This is a genomic window from Nostoc sp. C057, assembly GCF_013393925.1.
Taxonomy (GTDB): Bacteria; Cyanobacteriota; Cyanobacteriia; order Cyanobacteriales; family Nostocaceae; genus Nostoc; species Nostoc muscorum_A.
In genome coordinates this window covers 1346492-1368142 of record NZ_CP040281.1, presented here as the reverse complement: position 1 = coordinate 1368142, position 21651 = coordinate 1346492, and the positions used below count along the sequence as shown (strand labels likewise).

Here is a 21651-nt window from a genome sequence, read left to right as displayed (position 1 = left end):
TCCACCTGGCAATTTTGGGTTGGTAAATTACTAAACACAGGATATCGTCAATATTTAGATGCGTTTGCCTTGCGTTACTCTCTTTTTTCGTTGAGTAGGAGCAAGGTTTTCAAAGATAGCTTTAATCATGGCTGGCGTGAATTCTTTGGAAGATAAACCGTAGCGACCACCAATAATTTTAGGCAAAGATGCAGAGGAGCGCAGAGGTAAGGGAGAATCTAACTCTAATTTCACCTCTGATCCTCTGCTTTTCTGCTCCCCTACTCCCCATGACTCATGGATAGCAGCGACTACATCCAAATACAATGGTTCACCAGATGCGCCTGGTTCTTTGATGCAATCTAAAACTGCGATGCTACGGGTAGTTTCTGGCAAAGCAGCGACAAAACATTTGGCATCATAAGGGCGATATAGTTTAACTTTCAAAACCCCCACTTTCTGATCAAGGGTGTTCAGGTAATTTACTATTTCATGTACAGCTTCGCAACCGGAACCCATCAGCACAATAACTCGTTCGGCTTCTGGGTCGCCGTGGTATTCAAATAGTTGGTACTGTCGCCCTGTCATCGCAGCAAATTCATCCATGACTTTCTGGGTAATGTCTGGACAAGCTAAATAGTAAGGATTGACAGTTTTACTGGCTTGGAAGTAAACATCAGGGTTTTGTGTTCTACCGCGCAAAACAGGTTTATTGGAGGTGAGGGTGCGTGACCGATGGGCGAATATTAATTCATTGGGAGTGAATTCTCGCAGGTCATCATCTGTTAAAGTCTCTACTTGGTTAATTTCATTGGAGGTACGAAAGCCATCAAAAAAATGCAGAAAGGGTATTCGTGATTCTAAAGTTGCCCGTGTTGCGATTAAAGCAAAGTCTTGTGCTTCTTGCACTGATGCGGCACACAACATGGCAAAACCAGTATCACGTGCTGCCATAACATCGCTGTGGTCGCCGAAAATAGATAAAGCTTGCGCGGCTAGCGATCGCGCTGCTATGTGAAAAACTGTAGGTGTGAATTCTCTGGCAATTTTGTACATATTGGGGAGCATCAACAATAACGCCTGCGATGCTGTAAATGTGGTTGTCAGTGAACCAGTTTGCAAAGCATCATGTACATTACCAGCAACACCTGCTTCACTCTGCATCTGTACCACTGAGGGAACAGTACCCCAAATATTGCGTTTACCTTCATTAGCCCAAGCATCCACCCACTCAGCCATTGGTGAAGAAGAAGTAAGCGAGTAAGTAATGACTTCATTTAGTCGATAGACGACTTGGGCAACAGCCTCATTGCCGTCTATAGTTGCAAAACTTCTGTTGTTCATCTTCTTACACCTGCGAGATTCTCTAAGCGCTAGTCACAATTAAATTGAGACTTTCAAAAAATAATCTCTAAATCTAAAGATTTGGTGAGGATTCTAGTTTTTTTACAAAAAAAATAATTAGGTAGAGCGCATTCGTTAATCTATTCGTGAAGTTAAGACGCAAACCCAGCAGTGTAGCAACCTGATAAAAGAGGCTAACTAGATCAAAGGGTTTGAAGTTAAAAATGTGATATTGAAGCGATACCTTTATGGGTTTTAACAGTTTTTACTGCCAGATATAGTTTTTGAGAAATATCATTCATTTTCAGAATGCATATTTGCCTCTGATTTAAATAATTGTCTGCAATTTGTCGCCACTGTTGGGGAGGAATGCCAATGCATCGACCTGCAATGTTAATGCATCGACCTGTAATGCTAATGCATGGACTTGCAATGTTAATGCATGGACTTGCAATGCTAATGCATCGACCTGCAATGTTAATGCATGGACCTGCAATGCTAATGCATGGACTTGCAATGCTAATGCATGGACTTGCAAAGATTAGCCCACGCTATATTACACAACAACTCTCAAAGATTTCTATGTAGACGACGACGCGGTAGTATTTTTAAGAGGGTTGGAGAGATCAGAAACTGACGGGTAATATTTAGAAAAATAAATTACAAAAATAAAAAATTAAAACTTCAAAATTAATCGTCCCATCCAAGAATCTCAGTAACTTCTTCGCAAATAGAGGTGGGTTCAAAAGGTTTAGTAATCACCCCGGCAATTCCAATCTGAGCGAAACGGGCGCGATCGCTTGCTTGGACTTTCGCAGTTAAAAAAATCACTGGTATTGCTTGAGTTGCGGAATTTGCCTGAAGTTTTTCGTATACTGCAAAGCCGTCCATGTCAGGCATAGACACATCAAGCAGAATCGCATCAATGGGTTCTGTCTGGGCGATTTTTAATCCTTCTTCCCCTGATGCAGCTGTCAGTGTGTCCCATCCTCCCAAGTCTTCTAAACAAGCTTGTACTAATTCGCGGATTCGTTCTTCATCATCCACAATTAACAATTTTTTTGTCATTTGTCATTTGTCATTTGTCATTTGTCATTTGTCATTTGTCATTGGTCATTGGTCATTGGTCATTCTCCCCCTGCTCCCCCTGCCTCCGGCCCCTCTGCCCCTCTGCTCCCTGCTCCCCTGCATAATTTCCTGGCAATGGCAGAGTGAAGAAAAACGTGCTGCCGACACTAAGAGTACTTTCAGCCCAGATTTGCCCATCATGCTGATCAATAATACTACGACAGATTGCCAATCCTAAGCCTGTGCCGCCTTTGGTGCGAGAATCAGAAGCATCTACTTGCTGAAATCGTCCAAAGATTGTTTCTAACTTTTCTGATGGGATGCCTCGTCCTTGATCGGTTATCTGGAACAGGACGCGATCTGTTTGCTGTTGGACACTCAGAGTAATAGTAGAATCGGCAGGCGAGAATTTAATCGCATTACCTAAGAGATTGGTGAGTGTTTGAACAATGGCATCAGCTGCCGCCCAAACTTGAGCATTGGTGGGGTGGATCTTAAAGGTAATATTTTGCTGATTGGCGATCGCTTGCACTCCCGCTACTGCTTGTTGAATTAAATCAGCCGCATTGCAGGTTGTTTTTTCTAACAAAGTTCGATCCGACTCTAAGCGTTCCAAATCGAGAATATCGTTGACAAGACGCACTAAGCGATCGCTGTCGATGGCTGCAATCTCAATCATCCGCTTAAACTTGTCTGGTTTTTTGTCGTAGATCCCACTTTGTAGTAAACCCAGTGCTGCGCGAATTGCAGTTAAGGGGGTGCGGAGTTCGTGACTAACGATGCCAATAAACTCACTTTTGATCAGATCAATTTGCTGTAGTTCACTGATATCTTCGGCAATCCCAGCAATCCGAACTAACTCTCCTAGTTCATTTTTGATCGGAAATGCGCGATCGCGAATCCAACGGATTGAGCCATCAGGACGGATAATTCGATATTTTTTATCGTATTGCCCTGTTCTCATCTGTTCAACGATTTCAAATTCGACGCTCTGGCGATCTTCTGGGTGAATTGCATCGAACCAATCTGAATAATTTTGGTAAAGACTTTCACAACTGCTTTGCCAGATGGTTTGGTATGCACTGCTCACATAGAGAACTTGCTGATTTTGAATATCGGTCATCCAAAATACTGCTTGGATGTTTTCTGCCAACTGACGAAACTTTTCTTCACTTTGGCGTAAAGCTTCTTCAGTTTGTTTGCGAATAGTGATATCTTGATGAACTGCAACTAGAACATCGCCGTAGTCGGGATGATTGAATATAGAAGTCGTCGCACTACACCAAAATGGTGTCCCATCTTTTTTAAGATTATGGACTTCATAAGTGGCTTCACTATTTTGTAAGACGGCAGATACAATGGCTTGATTTACATTTTCACCAGTTAACGATTCACTGGTATAGTTCACAATCGAAACGTCCTGACCGTTGAGTTCACCAGAGTCATAGCCAAACATCTGCTCAAATTTCGGATTGGCATAGACAATGATTCCATTATCGATTCTAACTAAGCAAATCCCTTCCCCCATATTTCGGGTGATTACAGCTTGAAGCTCTAGCTTATGCGCCTGTTCTAAAAGTATGAGTTGGGTTTGTTGCTGATCTCGCACTGTTTCTTGCAGACGATCGTTTGTCTCTGTTAGTTGTGCAGTGCGCTCTAGTACCCGTTGCTCAAGTTCGGTATTAAGCTGTTGCAGGGCAACTTGTGCCTGTTTACGCTCCATCAGTTCTGTTTGTAACTGTTCAAATAAAGCTGCTTGCTGGATAGCAATGCTTACCTGCGCTCCTAACTGTCGCAACAGGACAATTTCTGAAGATTGCCACTCACGAGGAGCTGCACAGTGATGAGCTGCTAGTAATCCCCACAATTCATCTCCTAATGAAACAGGAACAACCAGATTTGCCCTTACCTGGAGACTTGCCAAAAATTCAACATGACACGGACTAATTCCGGCAGTATAAATATCAGCTTTCGCAGTAACTAAGCCTTGTTTAAAGGGTTCAACGTTCTCTTCGCCAATGCAAGGGTCGTAAATTTGGAGTGGTAAAATCGCCATCCATTCCGGTACAACAGACTCAACCACGACTGTTCCACCCCAACCTGGATAAAATTGGAAGATAATGACGCGATCGCACTTAAGAAACTGCCGCACTTCATCGACGGTGGTTTGCAAGATATCTTGTAACTTGAGCGATCGCCGGATGCGCTGGCTCATCTCCATCACTAAGCGTTGTTGCTCAAATTGCTGTTGCAGCTTTGCTTGTGCCAGCTTGCGATCGTCAAGAGTCATCCGCAATTGCTCGGCATTTTCCTGAGACAATTGTTGGTTGAGTTGTTGAATCTTCTTTGTGCTGTACTTAAGATTGCCTGTTATCAGGTTAATTATCAAGGCAACCACTAGGAAAAGACTTAGGCGCAATATATCTTCTGGTTGATTAATCCCCAGTTGATATCGTGGAAGGATAAAAAAATAATCAATCGCCAGTGTCGAAAGCACAACTGTAACGATTCCTGGTCGAAAGCCACCATACCAAGTACTGGCGATGATAGCTATATAAAAAAAAGCACCAATAGTTGGAGATATAAACGGTTCTAGCCAGAGCGATAGCATTAGGGCGATCGCAGTTGAGCCAATAGCGACACCATAGACTAATAATCGCTGATAATTTCTCATTATTTTTTACCGAAGAAAGGCAGAGGGCAGGAGGAAGAAAATATATTTTTTGTTCTCTGCCAAACGGGGGTTTAAAGCCCCTAAATTTATTTATGAATAAAGATAAAAAGTGTATTTTGAGACGCGCAGCGCAAAAAATACAGCGTCTATTATAAATCTATTTATGGAGATTACCTCCTGCCTCCTGCCTTCCCCCTCCTGCCTCCTTAATTCTCCCTACCTGAGAGCGCCAGCGCGTTCTTTGAATGCGGCTCAGTACCCTTGTTACAAGTTCAGGCCCTAGCACTGGCTTGCTAATAAAATCATCGGCTCCAGCAGCAAAGGCTTGCTGAAGGGATTCTGCTTCAGTATGGGCTGTTACTACCAAAACAGGTAAATCTCCCCAATGGGCATCCTGCCGCACGACTTGGCACAACTCTAATCCATTAACTATTGGCATTTCTAAATCTAGTACTACCAAATCTGGAGATGTTGCCATCAAAACCTTCCAAAATTGCTGTGATTGGGAGAGGGTTGTTACTTCCACTCCCCAAGGGGTTAGCAACGCCGATAGTCCAGCCAGGATTACAGGGTCATCATCTACGATTAAGACTTTAGCTTCAGAAATTTTCGGTTGAGGTAGGACACGAGCGATCGCCTGAAAAATCTCCTCGGTTGTCGCAGGCTTATGCAAAAATTGTCTAGCTCTTAAACGCGATACTGCCAATCGATCTGCCAAGGTATCTCGTCCTGTAAAGACAATCACTGGGATATTTGGCGATCGCTGTGCAATCTCGCTCAATAATATTAATCCGTCTTCCTCTGTTCCCGGAAAACTCAAATCGAGTAAAACTGCGTCAGGAGTTTTTAAAGCTAGACGCGATCGGGCCTCTGCTAAGTTGGGTGCAACCTTCATCCTGATCCCCCATGAGTCGGCTTCTGCTTGCAACTGCTCCGTCAACGTCGCATCATCATCAATTACTAACAGCCGATAAGTTTGCTTCATCGGGACGCTTTGAGCGGTGGAAGTGACAGCAGGCTTAGTTAATTCTTGCTGTAATGTTGCTAGCAATTGCGAAAAATCAGAGATTTTATCTGTTAAGAGGGGGAAATTTGCAAGCAGCAAATGCTCTATTTTCCGTGCTAGCCGGGAACCTTCTGCATAACCGAACGTTCCCATCGAACCTGCTAGCTTATGGGCTTCGTGCAATGCTTGCTGATATAACTCTTTATTTAGATTCCCTGCTAAGAGTGCAATTTTTGCCTGCTCTAGTACTACAACCTGTGCGCCAAAGGAATTACGAAATCTTTCCAGCACTCGATTCACAGAAGTTATATCTTTGGGGCCGGGTTTCTTCTGCCCATCTTGATTTGTTTCCCCAACAGCGATAGAAGGATTAGGTACAGGCTTGATGCGATAGCCCATGCCATATACTGTTTCTAAAAATTCTTCTGTTAGACCTCCTGTTTTCAGTTTCTTTCGTAAGTCTTTAATATGAGTCGTAACCGCATTTTCAGTCGGTGCATCATCAAATCCCCAAAGCCGATCTAGAATCACTGCACGACTAAAGATGCGATCTGGGTTTTGCAAAAATAACTCCAGCAGTTTGTATTCTGTTACCGTAAGCAAAATTTCTTGCTCATTACAAGTCACTCTGCCGGCACTTAAATCTAAACAGATATTTCCCCAGGTTAACGTAGATGAATCACTCACTCCACTCCGCCGCAACAAAGACCGAATTCTTGCTAGTAATGCTTCCTGGTCAAAGGGCTTAATGACGTAATCATCTGCTCCCGCATCTAAACCCGCTACAATATCTGCATTAGAATTTTTGCCTGTTAATAACAGAATAGATTTACGGTAGCCTTGCCTTCTTAGTTGCCGACACAAGTTAATCCCATCCAGCTTAGGAATTAACCAGTCCAGCAAAATCAAGTCATATTCAACCGATATTGCTAGGTCTAGCCCAGTTTGTCCATTGCTTGCTACGTCGATAGTATAACGATTTGCACTTAACAACTCTGCCAATGCCGCACTAAGTAATACATCATCCTCTACCAACAAAATTTTCATAAGTTGCATCCAAAGAAGATGCTTATGACACCTTCGTGATCGCAATCAGCCTCTAATTTTAAATTCTTAACTCCGTTGCCAAATTTTAATTGTCTTATCTAAACTTCCGCTAACCAACATCTCGCCAGAAGCTGTGAAGGCTAATGCTGTGACTATATTTCCATGACCTGTAAACGTACCCAGTAACTCTCCGGTTTGTAGATGCCATAATTTGATGGTTTTATCAGCACTACCACTGGCGATAATTTGTCCATCAGGACTTAAGGCGATCGCATATACTCTATCTCTATGTCCTTTAAGTGTATGAAGTAATTCTCCAGTTTCCAATTGCCAAATTTTTATTGTTTGATCCCAGCTACCACTCACGAGCAGTTTAGCATCTGCACTGATTGCTAACGAACGAACGATGTGAGAATGACCCATAAGGGTATGCAGAGGTTGTGCATCCTTTAAACTTTTGATCCCGGTCTGGGGTGAAGTTCGCCAGACTTTGATTTTACGGTAGCTACCTGTAACTATAGTTTCCCCGTCTCGGCTCAAAACCAGAGAATGAGCAGCTGTATCATCTAAAGAAAGTGCGATCGTAACCTGACGATGCATCAAATCCCAAAACAAAATTTTTCTGTCATCTCCGCCTGTAGCTAACATTCTGCCATCTGGAGTAAAGGCAGCACACCGCACTATCCCATTATGTTTATGCAAAATATCTATCAAGTCTAAAGCACCTACGTGCCAAAGTTTAATTGTGGAATCAGCACCGCAACTCACTAAAGTCTGTCCATCTGAACTAAAAGCCAGGGAATTCACTTCATCCACTAGCCCAGGTATCACCCAAGGATATTCTGATAATGTATCTATTAATTCACCCTTGCTTAAATCCCAGAGTTTCGTTTCTCCACGACTACCACTTGCCAATATGGGTAAGGCTTTACCATTCTTGCACGCAAAACTGAAAGCTAGGCAATTAATACCTCTATTGTGCCCTTGTAAAGTTTGCCAGCATTCCCAGTCACCAACTATACCCTTAAGACAATGCTCTGGTGGTAGAGTCTGTATTGTATCTGCGATCGCTTTCTCATTAATTACTGGCGACGTGTCTTTTTTGCCAATAAGTGATTCTAAATACCAACTCAGACCACCGGCATACAACAAGTTACTCGGACTTATATACAGTTTTGGTTCAGTAAGTTCAATTTGATTTGCAGGTAAAAATCCTGTAATTATACTCTGTCTTTCGTATCCTAACTGACCTGTTGATGGATAAAACAAACAGAGAAAAATTAATACTTGGTGATTTTTTAAATCTTCTTGAGTAACCGACCATTTAATTTTGTCTTTCTTAATACCATTAAAACTTTCTCCATCAGCAACATAAACTTGAACACTTAGCTGAGGATTATCTTTTAGTACATAAGAAAATTTGCTTTCGCCACACAAATTTCCCTCATCATCTAAAATCATATTTTGCAAAGTATCTTGTGATACCTTTTTTACCAACTTCCCCAAACGTTCAGCTATCACCAGGTCAACGATTTTTTCCCGCAAAAGATAATCTTCCGCTTGGCGCTGGAAGTATTTGGGAAAAGGTATCGTCCAGTCGGGAGGCTCAGGATATTCTGGTGGCGTAGGCGGTGGATTTTTGGCAAGAACTTCTGCTTGTTGGCGAGAAAATTCTTGGAGTCTAGCCAATGGTTCGCCCCAAAAAGCCATCATTTCAGTGTGACAACCCTTGACTTGACTTTCCAATAAAGATAAGTCATAAGTTTTAGGTTTCTTCACACGTTGAAGGAAGTCAGCTTGTTGAAATTTAAGTAAGCTAATCCAATCCATCTGCATTCCTGCGGCAAACTATTGCATACCTACGGTAAGCTATACCAATGCAATTACTCAAGTTTATAACCTTAGTTAATTAAAAATTCAGTAATGTTAGCAGTCTAATAAAACACAGCCATTGGCAGATGTTTCCGGGAAAAATAGAGATGGATAGCACTTAGACATTTCATGAACTGATGCAGTTGAAGTATATAGAATTAAATGATGTCAGTCAATTCTAACGAAGATGGACAACAAGATACTGTTTCTAAGGAAACACTTCTAGATGCAAAGGAAAGTTTAATGTGAAAGGCATTTTAAAGGTTGCGGCAACGTTAAGTCAACAAATATCCCCACTAAAATGACTTAGTAACGATGATTTTCGGGTATATCATCTGAAATTGGCATAAATGGTGAATATTAGCTAATTTTAACCTTTGCGTTTTGGTTGTCTGGGTATAGTACTTACATCAGACGAGTCACCAAAAGTATATCTTGCCTCAATCTGTTTAATTTTCATTTGCAAGTTCAAGTCATCACTGCTAACAATTGTTTCTAAATTCGCTAATCTCCGCTCTAACAGTTCTATTTGCTGCTGTTGCAAATAGTTAGTTTTTGATTTTTGCTCATCAGAACGCCAAACAGCAACTGTACCAACTGCTGCACCACCAATAGCAACTAAAGGAAGAATAGCGCCACTTCTAGTAACGGCTGAGAGTGGGACGCAAACTCCGAGAATGGCGACTGTAATTACCCAAATTCTTGTAGTGGCAGATAATCTGACATCTTGGTATTGTTCTACATTTGGTTGAGATTTTTTAGCCATAAGTCTATCCAAACAAAAGTTATTTGCTAGATTGGCACAATTGCCCACCAAAATACTTCCTACAATTGGGTTAAGTATAATTGCTCTGCTAGCGATCGCAGTTCATGCTTTTTTCCAAACAGGCAATACTTCTTGGATTTTGCGGAAAAGGGGAAGGTGGTGTCGTCCTCTGGGGGTAATGGTAAAGAAAAAACCTTTAACCCAAATCCAGTAACCTTTTCCCAAAACAGATTCCGAGTTATAAAGCAATACAGTTCAGATAAGACCAAAACACTTGTAGAGACGGCGATTTATCGCGTCTCGAAAACCCAACGTCAATTATGTAACAGCAAGAAACCGAGCCTGCGATGCCTACACGCTGATGACTCTGCTATCAATGGGTAGCGAAAAATCACGAGACCATTCATTCCAAGAGCCAAAATAATTTCTAGCAGAAATTCCTACTTGTTCAAGGGCTATTAATGTATTAGCAGCCCTTGAACCTTTAAAGCAGTAAATATACACAATGGACTCTGGAGTAATACCTACTGACTGACAAATCTCTCGGATTTCATCTGGCGATCGGAATGTGGGGATTTCCGATTCGGAATTCATCAGATGATGCCATTCTAACCATACAGCATTAGGGATTCGACCTTTGCGAGGGCAAAAGTCAGGATTATAGGGAGAAGAACTCAGCCCAAGCCATTCGTTGCGATCGCGCACATCTAATTTAATAATTGCTGGATTATTAATTGCTTGCAACATCTCGGCGGTAGTCACCATCATGTCAGTGTTGGGATGCAATCTAAATATGCTACTTTCACATAATGGTACTTCATCGGTTGTAGGTAATCCCTCTGTCAGCCATGCTCTATATCCTCCGTGTAAGATAGATACCTCAGCGCAACCCAAATACTTCAGTAAAAAAGCTGCTCGACAAGATTGACCATAACCTTTATTTAAGGCATCTTCGTACACAATTAACCGTTCCGCACCCGATATTCCCAGCTTGCTCATAATTTCTGCAAAATACTCTTGTAATTCCTTTAATCCTGCTGGATAGGAACTCTCTAAAAGATAGGTGAAAAAATCTCTAATATTTATGGATTCAGGAATATGAGAAATAGCATAATCTTCGGGAGTTCGTGTATCGATAATGACAGCCTGTGATGACTTTTCTGCTAATATGGACGTGAGTTCTTGAGGAGAAATGAGGGCTTTTGTATTCACAATTTCATGCTTCTGTTATCCTACCATTAAGCATTATCGCGCTCGGTAGATTTGCATTTTGGAATGGAAATTACAGAAGAATGAATGTTGAATGTTACAAAATAACTTTTGTCGCTGGTTGTTTTAAAACTGATTAAATCAAGTTAAAAAATATGGATATTGAATATTCATTCAAAAATTCTTCAAAATCAAATTTATAATAAAGCTTAGAATACGGGTTTAATAAAATCTACAAATGTGAACTTTCTAATTGTATTTGTGATTTATTAGACCTGTTATGTATTTGCATCCATTTAAAAGCAGTGATATTTAATAATAAACCCACAAAAAATAACAACACCATCAAGGCTATCTGATACCAGAGAACTGGCTGGACAAATAAATCTAAAATCACGTGTAGTAAGTTCATGATGCTGTAAAAGACAGTTAAGCCAAAATGAATGATTCGATAACGCTTTGAATCGGTAAAAATAGTGAGAATAATTGCCAGCATTGGTAGCACAAAAAAGCCTAACATCAACCACATAATTCCAGAAATATCGTTGATAGTTGTAGCTTTTTGAGATTCAATAACTGATAAACCGTGAAAAAGCGGCATTAACCCCAGTTGTGTATGAAACAAGGTTCCTAGTAGAAATACTGCCCAAAGAGTAATGATTCTTTCCCGATAATTAATTGCCATAACCATAATTGATTCTAAAATTATTGTGTAATTGTCTCACTTTCAACTTATATAAAGAATTTGAGGAACTTGTGAAGTTAAGCGAACTTAAAAAATTCGCGTCCTTCTTGTGGTTCAAGGCTTACAATTCACAGTTAGCATTAGCGACGCAGACCGAGCAAACAGCATTTCTATAATTGTGCGGCGGTATTTTTGCAGGCGATCGCTTCGCTATGCTACATATCTTCGCGTCAAGGGTCAAAAGTCAAGCTTTTCGGATTTTTGACTTTGGACGATTTTGGCGAAAAAATGAAACTTGCGTAAGTCCTCATACCATTTCTTTGTGATGCTGCGCCAAACCTTTTTAACTTCTTTCTTTCTTTGTGTCCTTTGCGTTCTTCTCTAACGAGACGCTGCGCGTAGCTTGCTTCTTCGTAGGAGTATGCGGTTCGTTTCTCTTTCTTCTGTCTTGTACTTAAATATGGTTTAGCGCATCTTCATACAGGATTGGTATCAGAATTAGTTTTTAGCTTCTGGAATGCGCTGTGCTTTCAATTACATATAAAGAGTTTGAGGAACTTGTGAAGATCCATTGGTCATTTATTGTTTGTCATTGGTGAGTGTTTCAGGTATATTTATGTTTCTTAACAAGGAGTAAATAGATCATGTTCCGTCTGCTAAAAACATACCCCTTTCCTACGGAACGCTCCGTGAACGGGGAAATGAGGTACGTGCAGCGACTTATGTGGAGTATTATCTTTGTAATATTCTTCAGCCTGACTAGCAGCTTCATACTTCCTGCTGCTACTTGGGCTGCCACTTCTGGCTTGGGAGTTGACAATATCCATCTTGCTCCCTGTCCGCCTTCTCCGAACTGTGCTGTCAGTCAAGATGCTGATTCCAAACATAGCATTGACCCGATCGCCTACCATGTAGACCTCCAGACAGCACGAGCAACTTTACTCAAAGTTCTTAGTGTTGTTCCACGTACAGAGGTTATCCAACAGACAGATAATTACATCCATGCTCTTTCTAAGAGTCGGATATTCCAATTTGTGGATGATGTCGAGTTTTATTTCCCTGCTAATGAATCAGTAATTCATCTGCGTTCCGCATCACGTCTTGGAGACTCAGATTTTGGTGTAAACCGTAGGCGCTTGGAGCAAATTCGTCTAGCACTACGCGATTTAAAAATTTAATTTGTGTTTTCTACTAAGGACTTTAGTACTTGAAAGCCAAGAACTAAAGTTCTTATTATCAGCCATTAAGCATTTACCCATGTGTCATATTAAAAATTTTTAGTCTTTGCCTTTTTACCAATGTTCTTCAGTATTAAAGTCAAGATGGTACTTGGAACACTAGCCTAAAGCGATCGCAGAAATTTTCTTTCGGGCAACTGAAGTTGCTAGAGTAATAATGAACTTCGTTCCCTGACCAGAGGTTGACGAGCAGTTGATTTGTCCATTATGTTTATCGATAATAATTTGGTAGCTAATAGCTAATCCTAGCCCAGTTCCTTTTCCCACGGGCTTAGTTGTAAAAGATGGCTCAAAAACTCTCGCTTGCACTTCAGGAGGCATACCAAGAGCGTTATCTTCGATGCAAATTGTCACGGTTTGTTGCTCATGCTGGATTGATGTAGCGATCGTGATAGTGTGAGGGCTAGCAGCAGCTATCTCCTCAACTGAGCGGTTTTGATAGAGGTCATCAAATGCATCAATGGCATTGGCGATAATATTCATAAATACCTGATTCAGTTGTCCAGGATAGCAAGTGATTGGAGGTAACTCACCATATTGCTTAACAACCTCGATTACAGAGCGTTCTCCTTGGTCTTTGAGTCGATGTTTTAATAGCATTAAGGTACTATCAATTCCTTCGTGAATTTGAAACTCCACCATAGATGAGATATCAGATCGAGCAAAGGTTCTTAGAGAAAGGCTGATATCCTTCAGACGACCAATTCCCTGATCCATTGATCCCAGAATTTTTGGTAAATCTTCAACTAGATACTCTAAGTCAATTTCTTCAACAAGTTCTTCAATTTCTGGGTCTGGATGTGGTAGCTTTTGCTGTTGGAGATTCACCAAACGCAGGAGATCCTTGACATATTCCTCAATATGGGAGCAATTTCCACTAATAAAACCAATCGGATTATTAATCTCATGACCTATCCCTGCAATAAGTTGTCCAAGGGTGGACATTTTCTCACTCTGGATTAGTTGTAGTTGGGTGTTTTGTAACTGTTGGAGAGATTGGGTTAATTCTGCGGTGCGTTCTTGCACTCTTTGTTCGAGGGTACGGGTAAGATAGGAAATTTTCAAATGTAATTTTAATCGAGCAATGACTTCTTCTTGCTGGAAGGGTTTGGTAATATAATCAACTGCACCAATTTCTAGTCCTTTCACTTTGTCTGTGGCATCGGCCAAGGCAGTCATAAAAATGATCGGAATATTCTGAGTGATGGAATTGGCTTTCAACCTGCGGCAAGTTTCAAATCCATCAATACCCGGCATCATGACATCTAGGAGAATGAGATCGGGAGCAGAGTATTCTGTTTGTTCGATGGCGGATTCTCCATCGGTTGCCATGAGTGTTTTCCAACCACATCCCTGAATCGCTTCTGATAGCACTTTAAGATTGTTGGGATTGTCATCTACCAAAAGGATATGCATTGGTTTTAAGAGAGATTCGATCATCATTGACGTGACTCAGTGGTTACAAAAGATTTAAGGAATTTACGGATTTTTCCGGTTTGGAAGTTGGCAGTAAATTTGCTCAACTCATGTACGAAAGGAGTTAGCTGACTATCTTGCTTAGTTAACTCTTTTATGATTTCCTCAATTGCTGGAATATCTCCCATCATTGCCAGATGATAAAGTTGTTGCAAAACATCTGGTGATGGCAGAACCAATTCAGCATCAGCTTTCTGCTCAGACTGGTAAAATGACTTTTGAGGTATGGATTGATCGTAAATCCACTCCACTTTTAGCAGCGATTTCAGTGCATTAAATAGTTCATCAATTTGCAGAGGTTTCGGCAAGAATGCTGTGGCCCCTGCCTGAAAACTTCGTTGCCGATTTTCCTCGAAGACACTGGCACTAGAGACAATAATTGGAATAAAACGAGTTTGTGGATTTTCTTGTAAATGAACCATTAGCTCAAAGCCATCCATGTTAGGCATAGCTAAATCAAGGAGAATCACATCTGGGTGATGTTCAGTTACCATCTGTAGTGCATATTTGCCATCACTTGCTTCCAAGGTTCGACAGCCAATTTCTTGGAGCAAACTGATCAACATAGAACAGTGGTTAGTATCATCATCGACAATGAGAATTTGAGGTGCAGTACCCCTAATCCCAGTGATTTTTTGATGGGTTAGAGCTGCTGCTACGCTCGTCGTAGATATCGCTTCTATTTGCCAGTCATGGGAAACTGGTACTGGTACGATTAAATCTAGCCAAAAGAGACTACCTTCACCCAGATGACTCTGTACTTGAATTTGGCTGCCCATCAATGCCGCAATTCTTTGACTGATTGCTAATCCCAAGCCAGTACCTTCAGATTTCCGCCCTGCTTCACCTACTTGCTCAAAAGCCAAAAAGATTTTCTCTAATTGGTCTGGTGACATCCCAATACCTGTATCTTCAATCTGGAAGCGAATCTTCTGATGTGTCATTTGTCCATTGTCATTTCTCATTGGTTTCAACTCTTGATCAATGACCAATGACGAATGACTCATGACATCTACTTTGAAGGTGACGCTACCGGTGTCTGTGAATTTGATAGCATTACCTAGTAAGTTGATCAAAACTTGCCTTAGTCGCTTTTCATCCACTTCAATGGCAACTGGTAGGCGATCGCTGATTAAAATATTAAATGAAATCCCTTTCTGCTTTGCTCGGATACTGCAAATCTCGGTGACACCATGTAAAAAAGTGTGCAGATGTACATTAGTCGTAACCAATTCTAATTTACGAGCTTCAATTTTTGAAAGGTCGAGAATATCATTGATTAGCATCAGTAGGTGTGTCCCACATTGATAGATAATGCTGACACCTTCCAGATTTTTCTCTGTCATGTTTGGCGATACTTCTAGCACCTGAGCAAAACCAAGGATGCCATTAAGCGGTGTGCGTAGTTCGTGGCTCATATTTGCCAAAAACTCGCTCTTTGCTTCGTTAGCAGCATCAGCAGCTTGCTTGGCCTCAAGCAGTTCATGAGTTCGCTCTTCAACTTTGAACTCCAGAGTTTTGGAATAATCTAATAGTTGAGCATTGGCAATTTCTAGTTGCTGATTTGCTTCTTCTAAACGCCTCTGTTTATAGGCATTTGTTGTTGCAATTACACTGCTTATGAATGCGGCTAAAGCAGGTGTAACTGGAATCAGAATGCCATGTAAAAACATCCCATAGCCACCCCCCACAAACAGTCCACAGATGCCTATAGTTGCCCAGAGAATTTTGCCACCAGGAATCCGCATCCTGCGACTGGATAAGAACCAACTACCACTAGAGCCGATCGCAGACCAAAAAATAATCCAGAGCGACACAGCACCGCCAGAAAAGCCGTACAGGTTTGTCTTCCCTGTTTTTGCCCCTTGCACCAGTTGATGGGCAATATTGGCATGGACAACAACCCCAGGCATCGTTTTTTGGGCAGAGACCCAGGAGGAACTGAAGGGTGTGTTGAAGAAGTCATTGGTACTAGCGGCGGCTGATCCAATAAACACCATACGATCGCGCATTAGGTTGGCTGGAATTCTCCCTGCTAAGACATCGCGCATGGCAACTGTCCGAAATGCCGCTTCTGAACCATGCCAATTGAGCAGAATTTGATAGCCGCCTAAATCAGCATCGGAGTAGCCTGCTTCTTGATTGTCTAGTGGTAGGTAAATTGCTTTACCCAACTGAAACTTTTGCTGCTTGGGGTCAATGCTTTCTAAGGTAATTTTGTCAGCTTCTAGGTACTTGAGGGCTACAAGAGTTGCTAGCCCAGCTTTAAGCGTGTTTTGCTCTTTGGCATCAACTGCCGTCAGGAGGGCGCGACGGACAAAGCGATCGCCATCCAACACTAAATCTGCTAACCCTACTTGATTAAGTTTTTTCAACTCTGGTGCTGGATTGACGCGCTCCCCGGTGATTTTCTCAACACCGATTAAATTAGGAGTGCTACGAAAGATTTTTACAAGTTCTTCATGTCCGCTTCCCTCTGGTAAATCTCGATAGAGATCCAGTCCGATGGCTCTGGGTTGCTGCGCCCGAATTTTTTCTAGTAATTTTGCTAATGCCCAATCTGGAATTGGCCATTTACGCACCGATTGAATATCGCGTTCATCGATTGTGACAACCACAATCTCATCCGCTATCGTCTCTTGCGTTGGCGTAGCCGGCCGTTGGCATCGCTGACGAACCCATTCATCACGAATTTTCCATTCAGGCAAATTGAAAAATCCCAACGATTGCCCGACAATGACAGTCAGGGCAACAGTGGGAGTAATAATCAAAACACTACGAGTATGTTGGATAAAGGTTTGGAATCTACGCCACATGGGGACTGGGGATTAGGGAGTAGTGAGTAGGGAGCAAGGAGCAGGGTGAAAATAACCGATGCCCCATGCCTAAAATTACTTCGTAGATACTAATAACGGAGCTGTGACAATCTCCTTCAAGCTAACTGAGGAGAGTAGTTCTTCCCATTGCTTGTTAAGAGTTACATTGCTAGGTTGAGTGCTATGTAGGGCTGCAAGTGTTTCTACGCAGTCATACCAAACGCCATGTTTACCAAAAGCCGCCGCTCGCTTCAGAGCATCTTTTTGCTCCATTGCTGTTGTCAGTTCAGCATTCGGCTGGATGCGTTGAATCCAACCATCGACATAAGGCGTATTTGGGCCGAGCTGTCCATCAAGTTTGACAGCTAGAAACCAATGGTAGTTTTTTCCAACTGCTAAAGCGGGTGCTTCGGCTGGTAATTTGACAGCAACTACTCCAGCTTTGAGAGCAACAGGAATGGTCATTTGATACTGTGTATTGCCAGCTTCATCCTTGAGGCTGAACACGGCTTCTTCTGCATTAGAAGCAGGAAGATATACCAGAATTGTGGGACGTTCAGACACTGTTGTGCCATAGAAGCTTTCGGGTAGGAGTGCAATTAGGGCCGCTGGGCCTGCTGCACCTACAGTTGAAGGATTTAAGTAGTAAGTACCAACCCGAGAAGCTCCTCCACTTGCCTGTTGAGGAGCGTTTTTCTCTGCGCTAGGTGTAAAGAGTTCGCCTCTAGAAGCTCCTCCGGTTGCTTGCCTGGGAGCGCCTTTACCAGCGTTAGGTGTAAAGAGGTCGCCTCTGGAAGCTCCTCCAGTTGCTTGTCTGGGAGCGCTTTTGCCGACACTGGGTGTAAAAAGACTACCACGGGAAGCTCCTCCAGTTGCTTGTCTAGGAGCGCTTTTGCCGGCACTGGGTGTAAAAAGACTACCACGGGAAGCTCCTCCAGTTGCTTGGCTGGGAGCGCTTTTGCTAGAAGCAGGGATAAAGAAATTACCACGGGAAGCTCCTCCGGTTGCTTGGTTGGGAGCGCCATTGTTGATTGGTGGGGTAAATGTAACAGCATTGGCACTATTCAATGTAGTACTGGTGAATAGAGCGATGACGCTTAATGTACTAGCTAAATATCGACGTTTCATGATGTAGCACCTCATTTGAGAAAATTAATACTAAATACATTGATTCTGATTGTGGGAAAAAGCTGGATAAATCTTTTTGGCTGAGAGTCAAAGGCTTCAATACCTACTAAAAATATAAACGAAACCTGACTTTTATACCGTAAAAGTTTGTACAAATTACTAAAATTTTACTAAGTAATTTTACTTAGTAAAAAAGAGATGCAGAAAGTAGAGCGAAGCTTGCGGTTTAAATCCCTCACTAAATCTTTTTCCTGCTACCTTCTTTACAGCCAGTTACCAACCAAAACAAAGGCAGACCAAAAGAAAGGATCGCGGAAATCAGTTTGACGGATTAAGTTGATTTGGGCTTGTCGCAGTGCTTCGGCTTTGGTAATTTTGGGCTGTCGCAATTGCTCATAGAAGCGCGTCATCAGCATCTCGGCTGCTTTATCTTTGACGGGCCAGAGAGTGGCAATGGTTGAGCGGGCACCAGATTTTACAGCCAAGCCTGCTAGTCCAAGAACGGCGCGATCGTCACCTGCTGCTGTATCGCAGGCACTCAGGACTAACAACTCAATTGCTTTTGATGATTCACCACCCCGATTTTTGAGAAGTTCTGACAATTCCTTAACGTTGACTTCTCCATCCCAAGTCAGTAGGAAGGTATCTTCAAGGCGGGAGCTAAACTGTCCGTGGGTTGCCAGATGGACAATATCGGCACTACTAGATTTGACGCGACTGGCAAGAGCTTGACTAGTGAATTGTTGGTTGAGCAACATCGAAGATCGGACTGCCTTCGAGATTTGCTTAACTTCCAATTCTACAGCAGGCAAAGCACTGAAGCCATTACGAGATTGGCTGATACCGCCGACGATCGCATTAATGTGATTTGCTTGGAGCGATCGCGCACTCATCAATTGCATTCCCGGTGAGAGGGCAACAGCATACTTTTCGATCAGATATTGCTTCCCGTCATACAAAGCTGATATGGGAATATTACGTAATCGACCATCCAAAACAAATACTAGTGTTTGGGTATCTTTAAAAGCTTGATCCATTTCGGCAGGACGAATTAACCAACTATAAATTTCTTGGGACAAGCGATCGCGCTCTTTGGAGTTGGAGACAGGATTTAGGGCAACTAATAATTTTTCTAGAGTTTGTTCGATGTCGGCTTGAGATTTTTGTGTGACATAGTAACGCAACGGTTGTCCGGTTTTGGAAAGGATTACCGCTAGGCGATCTGGCAAGATAATCGGATAAACAACGGTTGCATTGGGGTCAATTTGGTCAATCTGCTGAGATATATCTAAGCAAGCTTCCCGGAAAAAGTTATCGAGTTCTGCAACTTGCAGTGCCTCAATCAAGTCACGAGCTTCCATTAGTTCTGCTTGACTGGGTTGCTGATCTAGGAGTAAACCTACAAGTTCTCGGTAAACAGGCTCCACACTTTCACGGAAGGAGAACTGAACATCGGGGTTGACTGAAACTAAATCTCCCCTGATTGACTTTAAAGCTTTGACTGCTTCAGTATAAGCAGTAATTGCTTCGGGGCGATCGCCCTGTTCTTTATACAACTGTCCCACCTGCCATGCAGATTGAGCAATGATATCCTCAGCTTGGAGTTGACGTGCAATGTTGAGGGATTTCTGAGTTAACTCCTGCGCTTGTGATAACTGCTGTGTACGACGATAAAGTTTTCCCCACTGATGCAGTGCATAAGCTTCTGCTTGAGCATCCTGGATCTGCTGTGCAGACTTGACTGTGACTGCCATGAGTTGCGCCAGGTCTTTCATCGGTATGATTTGGCTAGAATTTGACTGCCGATTCAGTGAGGCAACAAAATTAATAGCCGCGTAGAGAGAGGTATGACTCGGGGGCAGCTCTGTGAGTTGTTTTAGTAATTGAGGCGCGAGTGGGGTAGCCAATTCAGGCTTGTCATAGTCGAGGAAAAGTTTAAAATGCCCTAAACGTGCCTGTAAGCGATCGCCTGGATTTGTCGCTACCTGTTCTGCTTGTTCAAAGTAATCTAATGCCGCCTTTGGATCTTTTAAGTCTGCGGCGGTTTTTCCTAAGCTTAGTAGGATGGAACTCAACTGAGGTGTAGTTTCAATTTTACGAGCGATCGCTAAACTTTGCTCTAACACCTGTTGGCTCTTGCCAGAGTCGCCAATCATCAACAGAGCTAAACCAAGCGATCTTAGCCCACTAACTTTAATTTCCGAATCTGGCATTGCTCCTAGCTTTTGATTTAGCTCCTCCAACTGCTGTTTAGAACGACGATAAAATCCCAAACTTTGTAAAGCTTGTGCCTGGTTAATTTGACTACCCAAGCTGCCCATTTTATCGCCTGCTAGATCATAATATTTTTGAGCTTGTTGCCAACTTTCGAGAGCAGTTTCGGCTTTGCCATTGTGCAATTGCAAATTTGCTTTGGTATTGAGTGCCTGTGCCCAGAGAATCGCATCAGCAGAGGGAATAGAGGTTTGTAAGAGTTTTAAGCTTTGCTCAATAGACTCTTCGGCTGCTTTCCATTGGTTAAGTTCTTGTTGTGCCAGTGAAAGGTAACTTAAGCTTAGGGCTTCGTTAAGGCGATCGCCTTGAGTATGGTAGCCTTGTGCTGCCGTTTGCCAAATCATTACGGCTTCTGCAAAGTGTCCTGAACGGTAGAGGTTTCGTCCCTGTTCTATCTGGTTAGTAGATGCTGGGGTATTCAGAGTAGATTTTGCTGATACTTGCACAGATGCTTTAACAGGAGTAATAGTAACTGCCAAACACAAGCTCAAAATACTCAGACCAATATATAGCCAACGACGTTCTTTGATTGGGAAAGCCATAAATAATTACTAATACCTTAAAGGATAGTCACACCACTTACTTAAATATTGCCCAACTGATCGTGCAATCTATCACTTCTAGCTTTCACGGAATGTTATTTGTTGAGCGATAGCATAAAACTTAAATACTGTACTGTATTATTCTGGACGGAAATTGCCGCGATCTTAAGCCCTAAAAAAGCCGTGCTGTAATAGCTAGCATAAATTCAGCGATCATGTCAATTAACTAGACAAGTAGGGGCGATTAATGCATTGCTCCTACTTTGCAATTTCTGTGTTTTTATCTGAGATCGAAATCTTCGACTAATCTTATTTTGCGATCGCTAGCAATGAGCTAGTAACCACGCTAATTCAACGACTCAGTAATCTGTTTAATCGTCACCCTTGCCTGCGGCATCTCCTACTTCCAAATAATCATGATGTGAGCATCCCTAATCTTCACTGCTCTAAATTGCATTCATTCTTACGACAGATATATTGTTATGTGATTATGTCTATTAGCATAGTCAGAATCTCAGCAGTTAGAT

14 protein-coding genes and 2 pseudogenes are annotated in these 21651 nt (G+C 42.2%); 2 read left to right on the top strand and 14 right to left on the bottom strand.

The genetic code is table 11. The features are described from left to right. Positions 1-66 precede the first annotated feature (66 nt). The 7 genes and pseudogenes from FD724_RS05870 to FD724_RS05840 form a co-directional block, all read right to left on the bottom strand. Positions 67-1323: pseudogene (locus tag FD724_RS05870) on the bottom strand (pyruvate:ferredoxin (flavodoxin) oxidoreductase); the annotation flags it as partial. 328 nt (positions 1324-1651) lie between these two features. After that, the gene (locus tag FD724_RS05865; protein WP_256874459.1) at positions 1652-1861 is read right to left on the bottom strand and encodes a hypothetical protein; all 210 of its coding nucleotides are present in this window, start codon (positions 1859-1861) and stop codon (positions 1652-1654) included. A gap of 152 nt (positions 1862-2013) precedes the next feature. Next, complete coding sequence (locus FD724_RS05860; protein ID WP_174710419.1) at positions 2014-2391, bottom strand: response regulator; 378 nt, start codon at positions 2389-2391, stop codon at positions 2014-2016. Between the two features lie 52 nt (positions 2392-2443). Beyond that, positions 2444-5065: a PAS domain S-box protein gene (locus FD724_RS05855; protein ID WP_179071909.1), complete on the bottom strand. Its 2622-nt coding sequence runs from the start codon at positions 5063-5065 to the stop codon at positions 2444-2446. Between the two features lie 157 nt (positions 5066-5222). Beyond that, a complete protein-coding gene (locus FD724_RS05850) occupies positions 5223-7118 on the bottom strand; it encodes a response regulator (RefSeq protein WP_179071908.1) in 1896 nt (631 codons plus the stop codon). Positions 7119-7184: 66 nt separating this feature from the next. Next, on the bottom strand, positions 7185-8948 hold the full coding sequence (locus FD724_RS05845; RefSeq protein ID WP_179071907.1) for a WD40 repeat domain-containing protein: 1764 nt from the start codon (positions 8946-8948) through the stop codon (positions 7185-7187). Positions 8949-9360: 412 nt separating this feature from the next. Beyond that, entirely contained in the window at positions 9361-9756 is a 396-nt protein-coding gene (locus FD724_RS05840) for a hypothetical protein (RefSeq protein ID WP_179071906.1), read from the bottom strand. A 40-nt stretch (positions 9757-9796) separates the two neighbouring features. Between FD724_RS05840 and FD724_RS05835 the strand changes: the two genes are divergently transcribed. Beyond that, a complete protein-coding gene (locus FD724_RS05835) occupies positions 9797-9970 on the top strand; it encodes a hypothetical protein (RefSeq protein ID WP_179071905.1) in 174 nt (57 codons plus the stop codon). Positions 9971-10107: 137 nt separating this feature from the next. On the opposite strand, the gene FD724_RS05830 is transcribed toward FD724_RS05835, so the two are convergent. The 3 genes and pseudogenes from FD724_RS05830 to FD724_RS41685 all read right to left on the bottom strand — a co-directional run. Next, positions 10108-10968, bottom strand: a complete 861-nt coding sequence (locus FD724_RS05830) for a sulfurtransferase (RefSeq protein WP_179071904.1) — start codon at positions 10966-10968, stop codon at positions 10108-10110. A gap of 229 nt (positions 10969-11197) precedes the next feature. Continuing rightward, complete coding sequence (locus FD724_RS05825) at positions 11198-11650, bottom strand: hypothetical protein (RefSeq protein WP_179075420.1); 453 nt, start codon at positions 11648-11650, stop codon at positions 11198-11200. A 124-nt stretch (positions 11651-11774) separates the two neighbouring features. Beyond that, positions 11775-11857, bottom strand: a pseudogene (locus tag FD724_RS41685) (bidirectional hydrogenase complex protein HoxU); the annotation flags it as partial. Positions 11858-12372: 515 nt separating this feature from the next. Here FD724_RS41685 and FD724_RS05820 point away from each other — a divergent pair. Further along, on the top strand, positions 12373-12828 hold the full coding sequence (locus FD724_RS05820; protein WP_228038297.1) for a DUF1499 domain-containing protein: 456 nt from the start codon (positions 12373-12375) through the stop codon (positions 12826-12828). Positions 12829-12987: 159 nt separating this feature from the next. Here the strand turns inward: FD724_RS05820 and FD724_RS05815 are convergent, their stop codons facing one another. From FD724_RS05815 to FD724_RS05800, 4 genes are all read right to left on the bottom strand, one after another. Next, the gene (locus FD724_RS05815; RefSeq protein WP_179071903.1) at positions 12988-14331 is read right to left on the bottom strand and encodes a response regulator; all 1344 of its coding nucleotides are present in this window, start codon (positions 14329-14331) and stop codon (positions 12988-12990) included. After that, entirely contained in the window at positions 14328-17180 is a 2853-nt protein-coding gene (locus FD724_RS05810) for a CHASE2 domain-containing protein (protein WP_179071902.1), read from the bottom strand. The genes FD724_RS05815 and FD724_RS05810 overlap by 4 nt, the downstream gene beginning before the upstream one ends. 75 nt (positions 17181-17255) lie before the next feature. Further along, the gene (locus FD724_RS05805; RefSeq protein ID WP_179071901.1) at positions 17256-18308 is read right to left on the bottom strand and encodes a DUF928 domain-containing protein; all 1053 of its coding nucleotides are present in this window, start codon (positions 18306-18308) and stop codon (positions 17256-17258) included. Positions 18309-18571: 263 nt separating this feature from the next. After that, complete coding sequence (locus FD724_RS05800) at positions 18572-21124, bottom strand: CHAT domain-containing protein (RefSeq protein WP_179071900.1); 2553 nt, start codon at positions 21122-21124, stop codon at positions 18572-18574. Positions 21125-21651 lie beyond the last annotated feature (527 nt).